The following is a 15,610-nucleotide window of genomic DNA, read 5'->3' as shown; positions in this document are numbered from 1 at the left end:
GTATCACTCTTACCCTTCCAAGCGAACATAAGCAATAATAGGTGTACGCACAACTACATCTTCCGGTGGTCCATAAGAAGGAGAAGTACGAACACTTACTGCCCCATCTGTCACAGATAACAGAATACCCGCAACAATTTCAACCGCCGTCACAACTTGCACTAGCTCACCAACATGGTTACGCAATTCTTCAGTAAATAACATATATAAGTCTCCTTCCTTACGCTTCTTTAATTGATATAATGCTTGTAAATGGTAATAAAATTTCTGTTCCTATCCCTTCTTGCAGTGTTAAGAAATCATCACCAACTGCTACAATTACACCCGTTAACTGTCCAACCGTCACCGTAATTTCTACGTTTTTACCCAAATACTGCTCTGCAATTTCTTTAAAAGGTGATGTATTACATTCTTTTAATATGTTACAAATAATAGATTGAAATCTACTTGATTCAATAAATTCTTCCGTAGCTTGCTTAGAGTTTCTTTGAATAAATCTCGCGAAGTTTTGTGAAAATAAAAGTCGTTCCACAGCAGGCAATAACTTATTATCTAAAAAATAATCTAATTGTCTATTAAACAATCTCGATAACTTTTTCCAATACTTACCAAACAGACACATACACTTCTCCTCCTATTATTTTTAAATTATAAAAAATACATCCATACATCTTAATGTATACAAAACAGACTTTTTTGTGATAGGTAAGACATACATTTTTTAACAAAACAATATGTTCTAATCACAAAAAAAGATAGATGGTATCCCATCTATCTTTATGTATATATTAATTTTTAATTGTAACTATCACAGAGACACTGTAATAAACTGCTCGTGGTAATTCTGCCTGTTCACTTATAGAAACTGTAACAAGAGACCCTCCGCTTGCCGAAAAATACTTAACAGCTTCTAACGGAATACCGTCTTCTTTCACATCTATGTGTGTTCCATCCCGCCAATCTATTTTCTGCATTGTTGCTGAAAGATCCCCAGTCACTTTACCAAATTCTTGACCATCCACCCCTAAAAAAATCCATTCCCACTTTGTTAAACTTAGGATTTGTTTTAACTCTCCAATTTTCTTTCCATCTACATTAGAAAAAATATAGACGTTGCGTACTCCCATCTTCTTTTGAACACGCAACAATCTTTCTCCCGAGTGATTATATAAATAAAATTGTTGCTTATGTAATCCCCTAAAAAGAACAGAAAGTACAGATTGCCATACACGTTGAATAACAAAATCATACTCTTCTTTTAAAAACCCTACTGTATTTCCGTCTAATCCAAAATATGTTATTACTTGAAATATCCCTACCTCTTTGCGAACAACAAATTTTTGTTGCTCAAATAATTCAGAAGTCTCTATATTATAATTTTCCTGTTTAAGCATTTTTGATCTTCGTTTTTCCATAAAGCTATATATTAATAATCCAAATGCCGGTAGTACAACACCTAATAATTTCAGATTTTCTTTCTCCGAAGTGAATAGCGTCCCTTTTTTATATTCCATCAACAATGCAATTGCAACGATAATCCATACAATGATAGATACCCAAAAAATTCGTTTCGCATTACGTGCGTGATGCTTATGTATACTCATATCCCTCCCCCTTTTCCATTTATCCCGCTATTCGCCGGACAGTAAGACCCCCACTTCAAAATTAAGCGAAAGCAAAGAAGTTAGGTGGGGGATCAACTGCCCTTAAAAGCCCGATTGGTTCAACTAATAATCAGTGGGGGATGAAGAAAACCCCCACTGATTAAAGTTTCACTTTATTTCATTATCTCATTGCCCCCTACACTTCCTCAATAAAAAAGACCATCCAATAGGATAGTCTCTTACACTTCAATATTTCGCAACATCGTATAAATATCGTTATTCACTTTACCAAACGATTTAATGTTATTTTGAATGTTAGATAATAAAACGACATACACACTTCCGTTTTTACTAAATCCATTTAAACAATTCCATCCTGGCATTACACCGTGATTCGAATAACTTCCCGGGTCTACATACCAACCAAATCCGTAATCCTTTTTCACAGCCGTAAACATTTGATCATAGCTTTCTTTTGAAATTAACTTCCCAGAGAAGAGCGCTTCATTAAATAAATATAAATCATGTGCACTTGTATATATATCACCACAACCATATAGTTGTGACATACTTGGAATATTAGGTGTTGTCATATTGTTATTTACTATTTTATAACCTGTCGACGGGAACCTTGTTTGCTCTAACGCTTTACCGAAACCAGAATGTTTCATACCAGCAGTAGCAAAAATATGTTGTTTAATATATTCTTCTAACGGTTGTCCACTTACCTTCTCAGCGATGTAAGCAAGTATAGAATAGTTCGAATCGGAATATTTCCATTTCTCTCCTGGACTCCCAATACGCTTTTGCTTTCCTATTCGTTTTATCAATTCTTCATGAGAAATATCCTCTGTTCCCTGCTCATACTCTGGAATTCCTGATGTATGTGTTAGTAAATGTTTTAACTGAATACCATTACCTTGAGGGAAATCTGGAATATACTTTGCAACCGTATCCTCTACGTTTAATTTATGTTGATCTTTTAATTGCATAATAGCAGTCGCTACAAATGCCTTTGAAATAGAACCAATATAAAAAGTTGTCTCTGAATTATTCGGTACTTGTTTTTCTTTGTTCGCCATACCGTACCCTTTATTCAAAAGAACTTTTCCATTCTTCACAATAACAGCTGTCCCGCTAAATCCTGCGTTTTGTAAATATTGATCTAATTGAGCGTTTTCATTAATTTCTTGAGGTGGTCCCTCAGCAGGCTTTTCCACAGCTTGTGTTTGCTTCACTTGCTCTTCCTGCTCTTTTTGTTTTTGTGCTTCTTGCTTCTTTTTTTCTTCTTTCTTTTTTAGCTCTTCTTGTTTCTTCATTTCTGCTGCTGCTTTTAAAGTTTCTTCTTTCTTATTATCCGCAACAATTTTTGTATACATGAAATATACAACTGAAAATAGTAAGACGAGAATGATTGTTCTTTTTATGTATACAATCGGCTGACGTGCTTTCCCATTCGCATTATTTTTTTCCTGATCCATAATTGCTTTTTTCCCCTTATTTACCGATAATTTAATTCCACTACACAAGATTCATTCCAGATCTTTTTCATAGATTTTCGACATTCCATTCGACGTCATCCCTACTTTATCACGCACGGTACATATAACCAACCTATATGTACAAAAAAGAAAAAGAAAATTTACAAAAGTAAGATTCCCGTTAAATTTTTAACATAAAAAAAGAGGATATCCTCTAAAAAACTGATGTTATCAATCTTTTTGGATATCCTCTTATCTAATTATTTATACGTGTTTTTTCATATCATCGGCAACAGATTCAACATTTGTACCTACGATAACTTGGACACTCGTGTTACTTAATTTCATAACACCTTTTGCACCAGCACGTTTTAATGCTGCTTCATTTACTTGACCAGCATCTTTCACTTGTAAACGTAAACGTGTTGCACAGTTATCAATAACTGTTAAGTTTTCTTTTCCACCTAAAGCTGCTACGTAAGTTTCACCAATTGAACCTGCAACTGGAGCTTCTTCACCTTCAGCTAGTTCCTCTTCATCTTCACGACCAGGAGTTTTTAAATCGAACTTCTTAATTAAGAAGTAGAATACAACGAAGTAAATTACTGCGTAAATTAAACCGACTCCTGCTAGTAATACTGGTTTTGTTGCAATACCGAAGTTTAAGAAATAATCGATTGCACCGGCACTAAATGTGAAACCATCATGAATGCCAAGAGTTGTTGTAATGAATAGAGACAGACCTGTTAATACAGCATGAATTCCATATAATACTGGTGATAAGAACATGAATGAGAATTCAATTGGTTCTGTAATACCAGTTAAGAATGAAGTTAATGCTAGACCACCTAACATACCTGTAACCATTTTACGTTTTTCTGGTTTAGCAGCCGCAATCATTGCGAAACATGCTGCTGGTAAACCGAACATCATAACTGGGAAGAAACCAGTCATAAACATACCCGCTGTTTTATCTCCTGCAAGGAAGCGAGCAATATCACCATTTACAACATTACCTGCTGCATTTGTAAAGTCACCAAGTACGAACCAGAAGTATGTGTTCATTACATGGTGCAAACCAATTGGAATTAATAGACGGTTTAATAAACCAAATAGACCTGAGCCAACTGCCCCTAAATTAACAATTCCATGAGCTAATGCATCGATAGCATTTTGAATTGCTGGCCAAATTTGTGCGAATAGAATTCCTAATAGTAGCATCACAACCGATGTAACAATCGGAACGAAACGTTTTCCAGCAAAGAACCCTAACCATTCTGGAAGTTTAATCTTATGGAATTTATTATAAAGAAGTCCTGCTATAACACCGACAAGAATACCACCTAAAACTTTCATATCCACTTTAGTCGATAATTCGGCTGCCTTAGATACTTGTGTCATTGTATCTGCAAGCTTAGATGGATCTACATTAGCGCTATTACCTATTAAATCTTGGACTTTGCCTAATTTATCTTGTAATTCTACAGTAGAATATCCCTTACTAAGTGCATCAATACTGTTTTTCATAACTAGATAACCAATTGCACCTGCAAGACCTGCTGCACCACTACCATCAACTGAAAGACCGATTGCAATACCAATTGCAAAAATAAGTGCTAAATTATCAAAAACTGCTGCACCGGCCTGTGCCATAACAGGAATATCAAATACATCTGGTTGCCCTAAACGAAGCAATAATCCTGCTGCTGGTAGTACGGCGATTGGAAGCATTAATGCTTTACCAATACGTTGTAGAAACTGCAACATTTTAATTCCCCCTATCAAATTTATGAAATCGTTATCATTATAAGTACGCCTTAGAAAACGCTTTCTATTTACATAACCATAATAACATATAGTTGTATAGATGTGTAGTTTTTATTTTTGAATTTTTTATGGATAAATCTCCTATTTCCAAACTGTTATATAAAAGGAAAATTCTCCTTTTTTAATACAGAATACTCAAACGAAAGACGAACGATATAACATGTAACTTTCGTTTTATCATTCCACTTTTTCATGTTATTATTTATTTCCGAGCATATCGGGAAAAGTAAACTTAGTTAATTCGAAATAGGAGCGTTGGTACTATGCAGTGCATTGAAACAAACAACTTACAACAGTTGTTAGAACAAGTAAAACCATATACGAAAAAAGGAAATCTTGCTACTTATATCCCCGAACTAGGAAATGCAAATCCAGATGATTTAGGGATTGCCATTTTCCATAAAGAAACAGAATACATCCATGCTGGCAACTCACAAACACTATTTACTCTTCAAAGTATTTCAAAAGTAATTACACTTGCCCTTGCACTTTTAGATCGTGGTGAAGAATATGTATTTTCTAAAGTTGGAATGGAACCGACTGGTGATCCATTTAATTCTATTATTAAGTTAGAAACGACAAGTCCTTCTAAGCCGCTTAATCCAATGATTAATGCAGGAGCACTAGCTATTACAAGTATGTTAACAGGAAAAGATAATGAAGAAAAAATGGAGCGCATCCTTCATTTTATACGTGAAATAACGGATAATCCTACTATTAATTATTCTTCTAAAGTTGCCACTTCAGAATTAGAGACAGCTTACTTAAATCGTTCACTTTGTTACTATATGAAACAAAACGGAATTATCGATTGTGACATCGAAGAACTTATGGATTTATACACTCGTCAATGTGCAGTGGAAGTAAACTGTATCGATTTAGCACGTATCGGCTTAATTTTTGCGATGGATGGATATGATCCATATAAGAAAAAACAAATTATCCCTAAACATATTACAAAAATCTGTAAAACATTTATGGTTACATGTGGTATGTATAACGAGTCTGGTGAATTTGCAATTCGTGTTGGTATCCCAGCAAAAAGTGGTGTAGCTGGTGGCATTTTCGGCTGCGTAAAAGGAGAAATGGGAATTGGTATTTTCGGACCGGCTTTAGATGCAAACGGAAATAGTATCGCTGGTTTTAAAATTCTTGAACTTCTTTCTGCTCAAGAAGGTTGGAGCATTTTTTAATTCAGAGTTATCCTGCTATACTAGCAGGATTTTTTTATTTCATAAAATCCTCAACTTTATCAGCTATCCATCCCCTTACAAAAACCGTACTGAAAGTTTCTCTATATCATGCATATTTGCTCCCCCCTCCTGAATAATATAGTACAACCTAGCGCTATATGTGGAGGTGTGAAAGATGAAACTAATATTTCAAATGGAAAAACAGCCTGTTCTTGAAAAAACAATTCTTCTTTTTATATTGAGTATTGTAGAAAGCTTGAAGTTAAAAGTTGTTTCACTCGATGAAGCTCACCGATACATATTCAATTTAGAAGTGCTTGAACTACTAATGGATCGGAACATCGATGATCAAGTACTTGAACTCATTCATTTCGGAATGGGACTTGAAGACATTCATCATGTGCTTCCTGAAGAACTTGAACATACTATCGAAGAATTAAAGTGGCTTTGCATTCAAGTGTTAAGTGAATACAGTATGCATGAAGAATCGGAACAATTAATTGAAGATATACGTTAAAAAAAGCACCTATGTAGGTGCTTTCATATTTATATAAACAGTAACGTTTCGGTAATTGCACATTCGATGTCGATATATGCCATTCATTCGAGTATTTCCGAGGAAATGCTCGAACATTGTATGTTACAATAACTGATCTATCCCAATAAGAATTAATAGCACGCCTGCAATAACAGTAGCCCATTTCCCTAAGTATGCTGCTAAAAATCGTTTTCCTACATACGCAAAACCACTAATACAAATAAAACTAAACACCCCAGAAATAGTTGCTGTAAGCCACAGATTCAAATTTGTTACCCCAGCATCAAATCCACCTGCGATATTATTAATAGACAATGCAACGCCTAACACAATTGCTTCAGAAAAACTAATTGTTTTAGATCCATCAAAATCTGCTTTTTCTGGATCTCGTAAAATTTCCATAAGTACACTATCATCTTTAGAGTCTACGGTCTCTTTTTTACTCAAGAAAGGCTGACATAAAATAAACACTCCAATTATTCCTAAAACAATTGCCCCAATCAAATTTGCCGTAAACTCTGAAATAAATAATGCAATCCAGTTCCCAAAAAATCCAGCTAATAAAGTAAATAAAAATCCAAAAAATGCAATGATAAAATTATTAAACCACGAAATTCGAATTTTACGAATGCCATATGCAATCCCAACACCTGCATTATCTAAATTAGAAGCAATTCCGATTAAAAAAATTGAAAATAGACCTGCCGTACTCATAAACAGCCACCCCTTTTTCTCACTTTTCCATGCATCTTATGAAAATGTTGAGCAACTGTGCCTGTCTGTTTCATATACATGTAATAAATGCTCAACATTCTTTCAACAATAAAAAAGGAGTGCCTTCACTATGCCTAAAGAAAATCCCAATGAGCGGCTTAGTATATTAATAAAAAAACTTTTAAAAGAACGTGCCTTATCCATGCGCCAATTAGGAATGCATACAAATATTGATCCCGCAACAATCTCAAGAATTATGAATGGTAAACAACCGCCAAAACAAAAACATCTACAAAAATTTGCAGAATGTTTGCAAGTTCCACCTCAATTGTTATTTGATGAAATGTATCCTGATTCTCCTCACATAAATAAAGAAAAGACGGATATGTACACATCTCTTGATACAATTCAGCAAACGCTGCAATCCTCTAACTTATTCGATTTCGACTATACAACAACGCGCGTAAAACAAGAACTTGAAAACTATGAACGCTATGCTCAAACAACAGAAGGTGAAAAACGTATTCATGAAAGTTTTGCAAGTAAATTAGAACAAATCGATAGCGCTGGCCCTTTTATTGAACAATTAACGGATATGTATCAACAATTTTGCAATGAGACTACTTCAAATGAGGAACGTGCGGTTCTCGGAGGCGCATTATTGTATTTCATTTTATCAACAGACATTATCCCCGATTATCTCTTTCCAATTGGCTATTTAGATGATGCAATTGCTGTTGAATTAGCGAAAGAGAAATTAATTGAACTAAAACGAAAGACATAGAAAAATAAAGAACTATTTCAGTTGTTTCTGTTCAACTCTGAAATAGTTCACTAAAAAATCGTACAAGTATACATACCTGTAGGATTTCAACATACTAATCTATTTTTTTGTATGACACCATTCATATATAAATGCTGTTATTACTTTTGTAAATTCAATTAACTGTTCTACTTCAACTTTCTCATTTATTGAATGAGCTTCTTCTAATATACCTGGTCCGTAAATAACGGCTGGAATATGAAATTCACTAAACCAACCACCATCTGTTACCGTTGCAGACATATCTACAATTGCATTTTTAGATAGAATCGATTCGTGTACTGAGCTAAGAGTTTTTACTGCTGCATGTTCACTATCTACTTCTAAAGAAGGAAAAATTTCGCCACGATCCACAATCATTGATTCTCCGCCCCACTTAAATTGTGGTGGATTTTCACTTAACCATGGATCGGCAGCCGCTACTTTCCCAATATACTCTTCAATTTCTTTTATTATTTGTTCATGTGTTTCATTTGGATAGAAGTGCACTGTTATCCATAACCGGCACTCATCCGCAATAAACGCTGCATGCCGTCCGCCTTCAATAACAGCTGGGTTAATTGTTGTTGTTCCAAATGGATAACCTTCATATGTTTTCATCACTGCCCAATGACGCTCTAATTCTTGTAAACTTTGCACAATTTTCATCATTTTTTCAATCGCACTCGCTCCGAATAAACGTCCTCCAGCATGAATCATTTGCCTGCGTGTTGCATCATGAAACGTATGGGGGCTTTTCACAGTAATCCATCCAGTAATTACGCCGCCCTGTCCTTGCATATGTAAATCACTCGTATCCACTACGACTGCAAAATCAGCATCATAACCTCTTTTGCAGCATTGAAGTGTACCTGCCTCTCCAACTTCTTCCCCAATTACTGATTGAAAGATTAAATCTCCAGGTAATTCAATGCCTGCTTCTTGTAAAATCTGAATAGCAAATAGCGCTCCAGCCAGTCCACCTTTCATATCTGCCGCACCACGTCCAACTAGCCAACCATCTTTTATAAACGGATCAAACGGATTAGTCTCCCACGCCTCATCTGCTGACACTTCAGCTACATCCATATGTCCGTTAATAATAAGACTTTTATGTGTGTCACTTTCTATTCCTTTTTTCACCCCAACAACGTTCGGGTCATTCGGATATACATCCCATTTATCAACATTAAAATTTCGTTTTCTTAGAAAATCCGCAACAAATTCTTGTGCCTCATTTGTGTTTCTCGCCGGCGGTGCCGGTGTTTCAAGACGGATTAAATTCTTTGTAAGCTCTAATAACTCATCTTTTCGTAGATCAATCTGTTCTAATAGCTGTGAAACTTCTTGATTCATCGCTAATTCCCCTTTGCATACATAGTATGTTTCCAGCTTTATTGTCACAAAAAAAGAGACTGTTTACAATTTTACAGTCTCTTTTTTCAGCATAAGTTTCTAATATATTTATAAACTTTCTGCTTCTGTTGTACTTACTTTTTCAACATGTTCTATCTTGCTTCCCTTATTTTTTGTCGCACGGTAAAACAATAAACAAACAATCATAAATGGAATTCCACAATATAACGCCATTCTTTGCTCTGGGATAAAAGCCATAGCAACTATAACTGTTACATTTAATGTTAATGCAAGGAGTGGTACGAATGGATATAGCGGGGTTTTAAATTTCAAGTCCTTCACATCCCCGCCCTGCTTAATATATGACCTTCTAGCTAATAAGTTAGATAGAGCAATAGATGCCCAAACTAATATTGCCCCAAATCCGGCAATAGAAAGTAGCCATAAATAAACTGTATCTTCCGCATAAATACCTGATAGTAATGAAAGGCACCCTACAATTGTACTTACAATCAATGCATAAATAGGAACACCATTTTTAGATAACTTACCGAAAATTGGACTAATCATTCCTTGATTAGACATAGACCATAACATACGAGAAGTTGCATATAATCCCGAATTCGCAACGGATAAAACCGCTGTAATAATAACGAAATTTATAATATCGGCTGCATAAGGAATACCAATTTTATCAAATACAACTACGAATGGACTTTCTATTACTCCCGCTTGCTGCCAAGGGAATAGTCCCGCAAGAATAAAAATAGATAATACAAAGAACACAAGTATACGCCAAACTGTATTATTAATTGCCTTCGGGATTGTTTTTTCTGGATTTTCACTCTCTCCAGCTGCAATACCAACTAGTTCCGTTCCTTGGAAAGAAAAATTAACTGCAATCATCGTAATTAAAATTGCTGATAGTCCATTTGGAAACAACCCACCATAATCAGTAAAGCTAGAGAACATCGGTGCTGGTTCATTTCCTTTCATATCTAGAAAACCAAACATCGCTGCCCCGCCCAAAATAATAAATGCAATGATTGTAATGACTTTAATACTTGCAAACCAAAATTCAACTTCTGCAAAACTTCTTGAAGATAACGCATTAATAGCAAAGAGAAGCACCGCAAACGCTACACACCAAATCCATGACGGTACATCAGGAAACCATCGTTTCATTAAAATACTAACTGCAATCAGTTCAATACCTATCGTAGCAGACCAGTTTAGCCACGACATCCATCCGACTACATAACCCGCTGCAGGGGAAATGTGCTTTGTAGCATACGTTTGATAAGATCCTGCGTCGGGCATCGCAACAGCTAACTCTCCAAGACAGAGCATCGTTAAATACATAACAAATCCTCCAACAAGATACGCTACAATCGCTCCTCCAGGCCCAGCTTCATGAATTGTATACCCAGATCCTAAAAAAAGACCGGTACCAATAACTCCTCCAAGTGCAATCATAAATATATGCCTGCTTTTCAATTCCCGTTTTAACCCTTGGTTTTGATCCATCATATAAATCCCCCCCCTTTTCACTTTGGAAGCTCATTTCATGTAAGCGTTTTTAAAATTGTTCATAATAAGAATAATTATTGAAAAGAGCAAAATACATAGTATTAATCACTACCTGTTATTAAAAGATCATCCCTCACTGTTATTAATAACTTTTGATTAGCGATGGCTTGTCCTTCTACTACTTCTAATGATTCGATATACCCACTGATTCCTACCTTAATTTCTACTTTCTGTTTATCTATTGTTTCAATTAACGCTAATTTCTCCCACTCGTATACGTAAGAATTTTCCGCAACAAATAACTTCTCTACTTTCCCGTAACAAGGACTATACACGCCTTCTATAACCGTCTTCACTTTATAAACTCCTCCTTCTTATTAATTGCTATTGAAACGTTGCATATCCCTCCTTTAGAGACTTCAACTATTATTTATGCAAAATGCGTACCAATCTCCAATTCCTATTTAAAATGAAGGTTTCTCCAAAAAAAATCTTCATAACCGCAAAATTTTTCTATCATTTGAGAAGTTTTAAAAAGAAAATAGCAAAAAAATTTTGCGATTTTATAAGAATTTTAATAAAATTATAAAAAGTCAGTCTTCGTAGGGTGAAATGAGGAGAAGATAATCTATGCGTACAGAAGAAATTAATTTTAAACAGATCATTGAAATGAATATGCTATATGAAACTTTACTCAATGAACTCGATATCGGGATTCATATTATTAACGAGGAAAGTAAAACGATTATCTATAACCGCAAAATGATGGAAATTGAATCAATGGAGCGCTCAGATGTGCTATATAAAAGTCCTTTAGAAGTATTCGCATTTGAAGAAAATAAAAATAGTACTCTTATAGAAGCATTAAAATTAGGAAAAACAAACAAAAATATAAAACAAACGTATTTTAACAATAAAGGGCAAGAAATTACGACGATTAACAATACTTTCCCTATAATAGAAAACGGAAAAATTAAAGGCGCTATTGAAATTTCAACAGAGATTAGCCACTCCAAACAAACAATGAAAACGAACCTTTCTCGAAAACCAAATAATAAGTTTACCTTTGATCACATTATCGGTGATTCTAGCGCTATTCAATCTGTCATTACAGAAGCTAAGCGAGTAATTCGTACATCCTCATCCATACTTCTCGTAGGAGAAACAGGTACCGGAAAGGAACTATTCGCACAAAGTATTCATAATGAAAGTCAGCGTTCAACAAAACCATTTATTTCACAAAATTGTGCCGCTATACCTGATACACTCATGGAAAGCTTATTATTTGGTACGAACCGAGGTGCATTTACAGGAGCCCTCGATAAAGCTGGTTTATTTGAAGAAGCAAACGGAGGAACTTTGTTATTAGATGAGATTAATTCGTTAAGTCCAGCACTTCAAGCGAAGTTACTGCGAGCTATACAAGAAAAAACAATACGAAGAATCGGAGGCACACAAGAAAAAGAAATTGATGTTCGTATTATAGCAACTATTAATGAAGATCCTCTTGAAGCTATTACACACAATCGATTACGGGAAGACTTATATTACCGATTAAGCGTCGTTACTTTATGTCTCCCGCCTTTACGTGAACGAAAAGAAGATATTCCTGATCTCGTGCAGCACTTTATCGAAAAGTACAACATTCAATTTAGACTCGGCGTAACAGATCTAGATGTACATGTAAGAGAATTTTTGTATGCATATGATTGGCCTGGAAACGTACGAGAATTGGAACATATCATTGAAGGTTCAATGAATTTAGTTGAAGATGAAAATATCATTACAGCATTTCATCTTCCCACTCGCTTTCGCGAACAAATAAAAAAAGAATTCAATATGCAACCTTCCCTGACTAATAACGATGCTGATGCACCTAAAACGTTAAAGCACACAATAGAGGCAATGGAAAAGAACTACATCAATCAAATTTTGAAAGAATATCACGGTAATATTTCACAAGCTGCAAAGTTTTTGGGATTGAGTAGGCAAAACTTACAATATCGGATTAAAAAACTTCATTTACACATATGAAATGAAACTTTAATCAAATGTAGGATGAATCCGCTTCCAAGTACAAATCATTATTTGGAAAAATATGCTACAATAAACATATAACATACTAGAAAGGAACGATATATATGAGTAATGATAAAAAATTAAAGTTATTACAATACTTAGCCTTCTTCCCTATCCTTCTATGTATGATGCTACTCATTGATATGAATGCCTATCCTTATGCAAAGCTACTAGCAACAATTAGCGGCTCTTTTGCAGCTATTATGCTGGCTGCTTTTTGGAATTTAAAGATACGTATGAAGAAAGAGAAATCTTTTTAACACCAAAACATAAAAAAATCGAGCCTACACAGCTCGATTTTTTACTGATTATTAAAACTCCACATTCTCCAAATACAAACCACTCGCATCAGCAAGGCAATTAATTTGATTACGTTGTTTAGCCTCTAAAATTTGTGGAATTGCTTCTGCATCTAATTGTCCTAATCCAACTTCAATTAATGCTCCAACAATTTTTCGTACCATGTTATGAAGGAATCCGTTACCACTTACTCTAATTTGTACAAATCCCGCCTCTTCCATCACATCAAGTGTATATACTTCTCGCACCATAGACTTTTTCTTTGATTTCGCATTTGAAAAAGCGGTAAAGTCATGTGAACCAACTAAATGTTTCGCAGCTTCTTTCATGCTTTTCACATTTAATTTTTTATTCACATGCATGCTGTATTTACGCATAAATGGATTTGTATGCTCTTCATTCCAAATCTTATAAAGATACGTTTTTGCTTTAGAGTTGTAACGAGCATGGAAGCGATCTTGAACTTCTTCTACATTCGTAATGCTAATATCATTAGGTAAATATTGATTTAAATATTTTTTCACTTTATGTTCCACTAACTTCTCATCACTTTGAAAGTTAGCAACTTGATTCAAAGCATGTACACCAGCGTCTGTTCTACTACAACCGATAATTTCAATTTCTCTTCCGACCATTTCAGATATAACACTTTCGATTTTCCCTTGAATTGTATTATCGTTATTACCGAGACGTTGCCAGCCTTTAAAACGTGCACCATCGTACTGAATCGTTAATTTATAATTATTCATTTTACTCTCCTTCATAGAAAATATTCCCTCATATCGTGAGGGAATATGAATAAACTTTACTTTCTAACAAGCTTCACTACATTTTCTACATGAGCTGTATGCGGGAACATATCCACTGGTTGTACATATTCCACTTCATAACTCTTCATTAATGCTTGTACATCACGTGCTAATGAAGAAGGATTACAAGATACGTAAACAACTTGTTTTGGTTTCACTTTTAAAATTGTTTCCAGTAATTTATCATCGCAACCTGTACGAGGTGGATCGACAACAATTACATCTGGACGCCATCCTTCTTTTACCCATTTCGGTAACCATTGTTCGGCTTTACCTGCTTCATATTTCGTATTTGTAAATCCGTGACGCTTCGCATTTTTTCTTGCATCTTCAATCGCTTCTGGAATTACATCCATACCACGTACTTCCGCTGCATCATTTGCAAGCCAAAGACCGATTGTACCAACACCACAATACGCATCTACAATTTTCTCATCGCCTGTTAAAGCAGCTGCTTTTTTCGCTTCATCGTATAAAACAACTGTTTGTTCTGGATTTAACTGGAAGAATGCACGTGCTGATAATTCAAATGATAAATCACCTAGTGTTTCTTGAATTACTTCTTTTCCAGCTAATTTAAATGTTTTATCGCCGAAAATAACAGATGTTTTACGCCAGTTTACGTTTTGCATAATTGATTTAACAGCTGGCATCTGTTTTTGTACTTCTGCGATAAATTGATCTTTATTTGGTAATTCTTCTTTTGTTGTAATAAGCGTAACTTGTACTTCCCCTGTTTGAACTGCAGTACGTGTCACAATTGTGCGTACTAAACCTTTTTGTTTTTTCTCATTGTAAATAGAAACATTTAATTTTTCTAATATACGTCTTACAACTTTTGTCGCTTCATTCGTTGCTTTATGTTGAATCATACAATGAGCAATATCGATTAACTGATGTGAGTTTTGCTTATACAGCCCTGTAATAACCTTTTCGTCTTTACGTCCCACTTGTAATTGACTCTTATTACGATAATGCCATGGATTTTCCATACCAAGTGTTGGACGAATTTTCTCTTCCAAATTGTTGTTCATATACTTCTCAAATGCTTGTACAACGATATCACGCTTTTGATTTAATTGTTCTTTATAATCTAAATGTTGCAGCTGACAACCGCCACATTCTTCATATACCGGACATGGTGCTTTCACACGATGTGGTGAAGCTTTACGAACTTTTTTCACTTTCGCTTCAGCGAAGCCACGCTGAATTTTCGTTGTTTCAGCAACAACTTCTTCTCCTGGTAATGCTCCTGGAATGAAAACAACTTGTCTCTTAAAATAACCAACGCCTTCTCCGTTAATCCCAAGACGTTTAATTGTCACAGGAAACGTTTGACCAACTTCCAACTTACTCTCATGTTGCTTTTGTATCATT

16 protein-coding genes are annotated in these 15,610 nt (G+C 35.0%); 5 read left to right on the top strand and 11 right to left on the bottom strand.

Annotation, left to right across the window (positions count from 1 at the left end; all coding sequences use genetic code 11):
• Window positions 1-9: 9 nt before the first annotated feature.
• From KVT31_RS22280 to nagE, 5 genes are all read right to left on the bottom strand, one after another.
• The gene (locus KVT31_RS22280) at window positions 10-204 is read right to left on the bottom strand and encodes a hypothetical protein (RefSeq protein WP_000899482.1); all 195 of its coding nucleotides are present in this window, start codon (window positions 202-204) and stop codon (window positions 10-12) included.
• A 16-nt stretch (window positions 205-220) separates the two neighbouring features.
• Window positions 221-622 (bottom strand): LSm family protein, encoded by a 402-nt coding sequence (locus tag KVT31_RS22275; protein ID WP_000335519.1) that lies wholly within the window; start codon window positions 620-622, stop codon window positions 221-223.
• Between the two features lie 166 nt (window positions 623-788).
• Entirely contained in the window at window positions 789-1,604 is an 816-nt protein-coding gene (locus KVT31_RS22270; protein ID WP_088095036.1) for a sugar ABC transporter ATP-binding protein, read from the bottom strand.
• A gap of 239 nt (window positions 1,605-1,843) precedes the next feature.
• The gene (locus tag KVT31_RS22265) at window positions 1,844-3,085 is read right to left on the bottom strand and encodes a serine hydrolase domain-containing protein (RefSeq protein ID WP_088095035.1); all 1,242 of its coding nucleotides are present in this window, start codon (window positions 3,083-3,085) and stop codon (window positions 1,844-1,846) included.
• A gap of 264 nt (window positions 3,086-3,349) precedes the next feature.
• Complete coding sequence (nagE, locus tag KVT31_RS22260) at window positions 3,350-4,852, bottom strand: N-acetylglucosamine-specific PTS transporter subunit IIBC (RefSeq protein ID WP_088095034.1); 1,503 nt, start codon at window positions 4,850-4,852, stop codon at window positions 3,350-3,352.
• Between the two features lie 323 nt (window positions 4,853-5,175).
• Here nagE and glsA point away from each other — a divergent pair, with 323 nt between their 5' ends.
• Window positions 5,176-6,105 carry a glutaminase A gene (glsA, locus tag KVT31_RS22255; RefSeq protein WP_088095033.1) on the top strand — a complete coding sequence of 310 codons (930 nt, stop codon included), beginning with the start codon at window positions 5,176-5,178 and terminating at the stop codon, window positions 6,103-6,105.
• Between the two features lie 175 nt (window positions 6,106-6,280).
• A complete protein-coding gene (locus KVT31_RS22250) occupies window positions 6,281-6,622 on the top strand; it encodes a DUF3969 family protein (protein WP_000766602.1) in 342 nt (113 codons plus the stop codon).
• A gap of 123 nt (window positions 6,623-6,745) precedes the next feature.
• Here KVT31_RS22250 and ytaF read toward each other — a convergent pair whose 3' ends face one another.
• A complete protein-coding gene (ytaF, locus tag KVT31_RS22245) occupies window positions 6,746-7,357 on the bottom strand; it encodes a sporulation membrane protein YtaF (protein WP_088095031.1) in 612 nt (203 codons plus the stop codon).
• Window positions 7,358-7,487: 130 nt separating this feature from the next.
• Between ytaF and KVT31_RS22240 the strand changes: the two genes are divergently transcribed.
• Entirely contained in the window at window positions 7,488-8,141 is a 654-nt protein-coding gene (locus KVT31_RS22240; RefSeq protein ID WP_088095030.1) for a DUF1232 domain-containing protein, read from the top strand.
• 99 nt (window positions 8,142-8,240) lie between these two features.
• Here the strand turns inward: KVT31_RS22240 and KVT31_RS22235 are convergent, their stop codons facing one another.
• From KVT31_RS22235 to KVT31_RS22225, 3 genes are all read right to left on the bottom strand, one after another.
• Complete coding sequence (locus KVT31_RS22235; protein WP_088095029.1) at window positions 8,241-9,515, bottom strand: acetylornithine deacetylase; 1,275 nt, start codon at window positions 9,513-9,515, stop codon at window positions 8,241-8,243.
• A gap of 108 nt (window positions 9,516-9,623) precedes the next feature.
• Window positions 9,624-11,045 carry an amino acid permease gene (locus KVT31_RS22230; RefSeq protein ID WP_088095028.1) on the bottom strand — a complete coding sequence of 474 codons (1,422 nt, stop codon included), beginning with the start codon at window positions 11,043-11,045 and terminating at the stop codon, window positions 9,624-9,626.
• A gap of 101 nt (window positions 11,046-11,146) precedes the next feature.
• Entirely contained in the window at window positions 11,147-11,401 is a 255-nt protein-coding gene (locus KVT31_RS22225; RefSeq protein ID WP_088095027.1) for a biotin/lipoyl attachment domain-containing protein, read from the bottom strand.
• Between the two features lie 274 nt (window positions 11,402-11,675).
• On the opposite strand from KVT31_RS22225, the gene KVT31_RS22220 reads away from it, so the two are divergent.
• Together KVT31_RS22220 and KVT31_RS22215 are read left to right on the top strand one after the other, a co-directional pair.
• Window positions 11,676-13,079 carry a sigma-54 interaction domain-containing protein gene (locus tag KVT31_RS22220; RefSeq protein WP_088095026.1) on the top strand — a complete coding sequence of 468 codons (1,404 nt, stop codon included), beginning with the start codon at window positions 11,676-11,678 and terminating at the stop codon, window positions 13,077-13,079.
• Between the two features lie 107 nt (window positions 13,080-13,186).
• The gene (locus KVT31_RS22215; RefSeq protein ID WP_088095025.1) at window positions 13,187-13,384 is read left to right on the top strand and encodes a hypothetical protein; all 198 of its coding nucleotides are present in this window, start codon (window positions 13,187-13,189) and stop codon (window positions 13,382-13,384) included.
• Between the two features lie 51 nt (window positions 13,385-13,435).
• Here KVT31_RS22215 and truA read toward each other — a convergent pair whose 3' ends face one another.
• Window positions 13,436-14,173, bottom strand: a complete 738-nt coding sequence (gene truA / locus KVT31_RS22210; RefSeq protein WP_088095024.1) for a tRNA pseudouridine(38-40) synthase TruA — start codon at window positions 14,171-14,173, stop codon at window positions 13,436-13,438.
• Between the two features lie 56 nt (window positions 14,174-14,229).
• Window positions 14,230-15,609 carry a 23S rRNA (uracil(1939)-C(5))-methyltransferase RlmD gene (gene rlmD / locus KVT31_RS22205; RefSeq protein ID WP_076542174.1) on the bottom strand — a complete coding sequence of 460 codons (1,380 nt, stop codon included), beginning with the start codon at window positions 15,607-15,609 and terminating at the stop codon, window positions 14,230-14,232.
• Window position 15,610: the final 1 nt, after the last annotated feature.

Origin of the sequence: Bacillus sp. GbtcB14 (genome assembly GCF_019091205.1) — a bacterium.
Lineage (GTDB): Bacteria > Bacillota > Bacilli > Bacillales > Bacillaceae_G > Bacillus_A > Bacillus_A cereus_AG.
The sequence above is the reverse complement of the archived record's forward strand: the minus strand, read 5'-3'. Positions and strand labels throughout refer to the sequence as shown.

Bases quoted from the DNA above. Each gene is read 5' to 3' on its own strand.
- KVT31_RS22280 (WP_000899482.1), bottom strand. From the start codon at position 204: ATGTTATTTACTGAAGAATTGCGTAACCATGTTGGTGAGCTAGTGCAA.
- KVT31_RS22275 (WP_000335519.1), bottom strand. From the start codon at position 622: ATGTGTCTGTTTGGTAAGTATTGGAAAAAGTTATCGAGATTGTTTAAT.
- KVT31_RS22270 (WP_088095036.1), bottom strand. From the start codon at position 1,604: ATGAGTATACATAAGCATCACGCACGTAATGCGAAACGAATTTTTTGG.
- KVT31_RS22265 (WP_088095035.1), bottom strand. From the start codon at position 3,085: ATGGATCAGGAAAAAAATAATGCGAATGGGAAAGCACGTCAGCCGATT.
- nagE (WP_088095034.1), bottom strand. From the start codon at position 4,852: ATGTTGCAGTTTCTACAACGTATTGGTAAAGCATTAATGCTTCCAATC.
- glsA (WP_088095033.1), top strand. From the start codon at position 5,176: ATGCAGTGCATTGAAACAAACAACTTACAACAGTTGTTAGAACAAGTA.
- KVT31_RS22250 (WP_000766602.1), top strand. From the start codon at position 6,281: ATGAAACTAATATTTCAAATGGAAAAACAGCCTGTTCTTGAAAAAACA.
- ytaF (WP_088095031.1), bottom strand. From the start codon at position 7,357: ATGAGTACGGCAGGTCTATTTTCAATTTTTTTAATCGGAATTGCTTCT.
- KVT31_RS22240 (WP_088095030.1), top strand. From the start codon at position 7,488: ATGCCTAAAGAAAATCCCAATGAGCGGCTTAGTATATTAATAAAAAAA.
- KVT31_RS22235 (WP_088095029.1), bottom strand. From the start codon at position 9,515: ATGAATCAAGAAGTTTCACAGCTATTAGAACAGATTGATCTACGAAAA.
- KVT31_RS22230 (WP_088095028.1), bottom strand. From the start codon at position 11,045: ATGATGGATCAAAACCAAGGGTTAAAACGGGAATTGAAAAGCAGGCAT.
- KVT31_RS22220 (WP_088095026.1), top strand. From the start codon at position 11,676: ATGCGTACAGAAGAAATTAATTTTAAACAGATCATTGAAATGAATATG.
- KVT31_RS22215 (WP_088095025.1), top strand. From the start codon at position 13,187: ATGAGTAATGATAAAAAATTAAAGTTATTACAATACTTAGCCTTCTTC.
- truA (WP_088095024.1), bottom strand. From the start codon at position 14,173: ATGAATAATTATAAATTAACGATTCAGTACGATGGTGCACGTTTTAAA.
- rlmD (WP_076542174.1), bottom strand. From the start codon at position 15,609: ATGATACAAAAGCAACATGAGAGTAAGTTGGAAGTTGGTCAAACGTTT.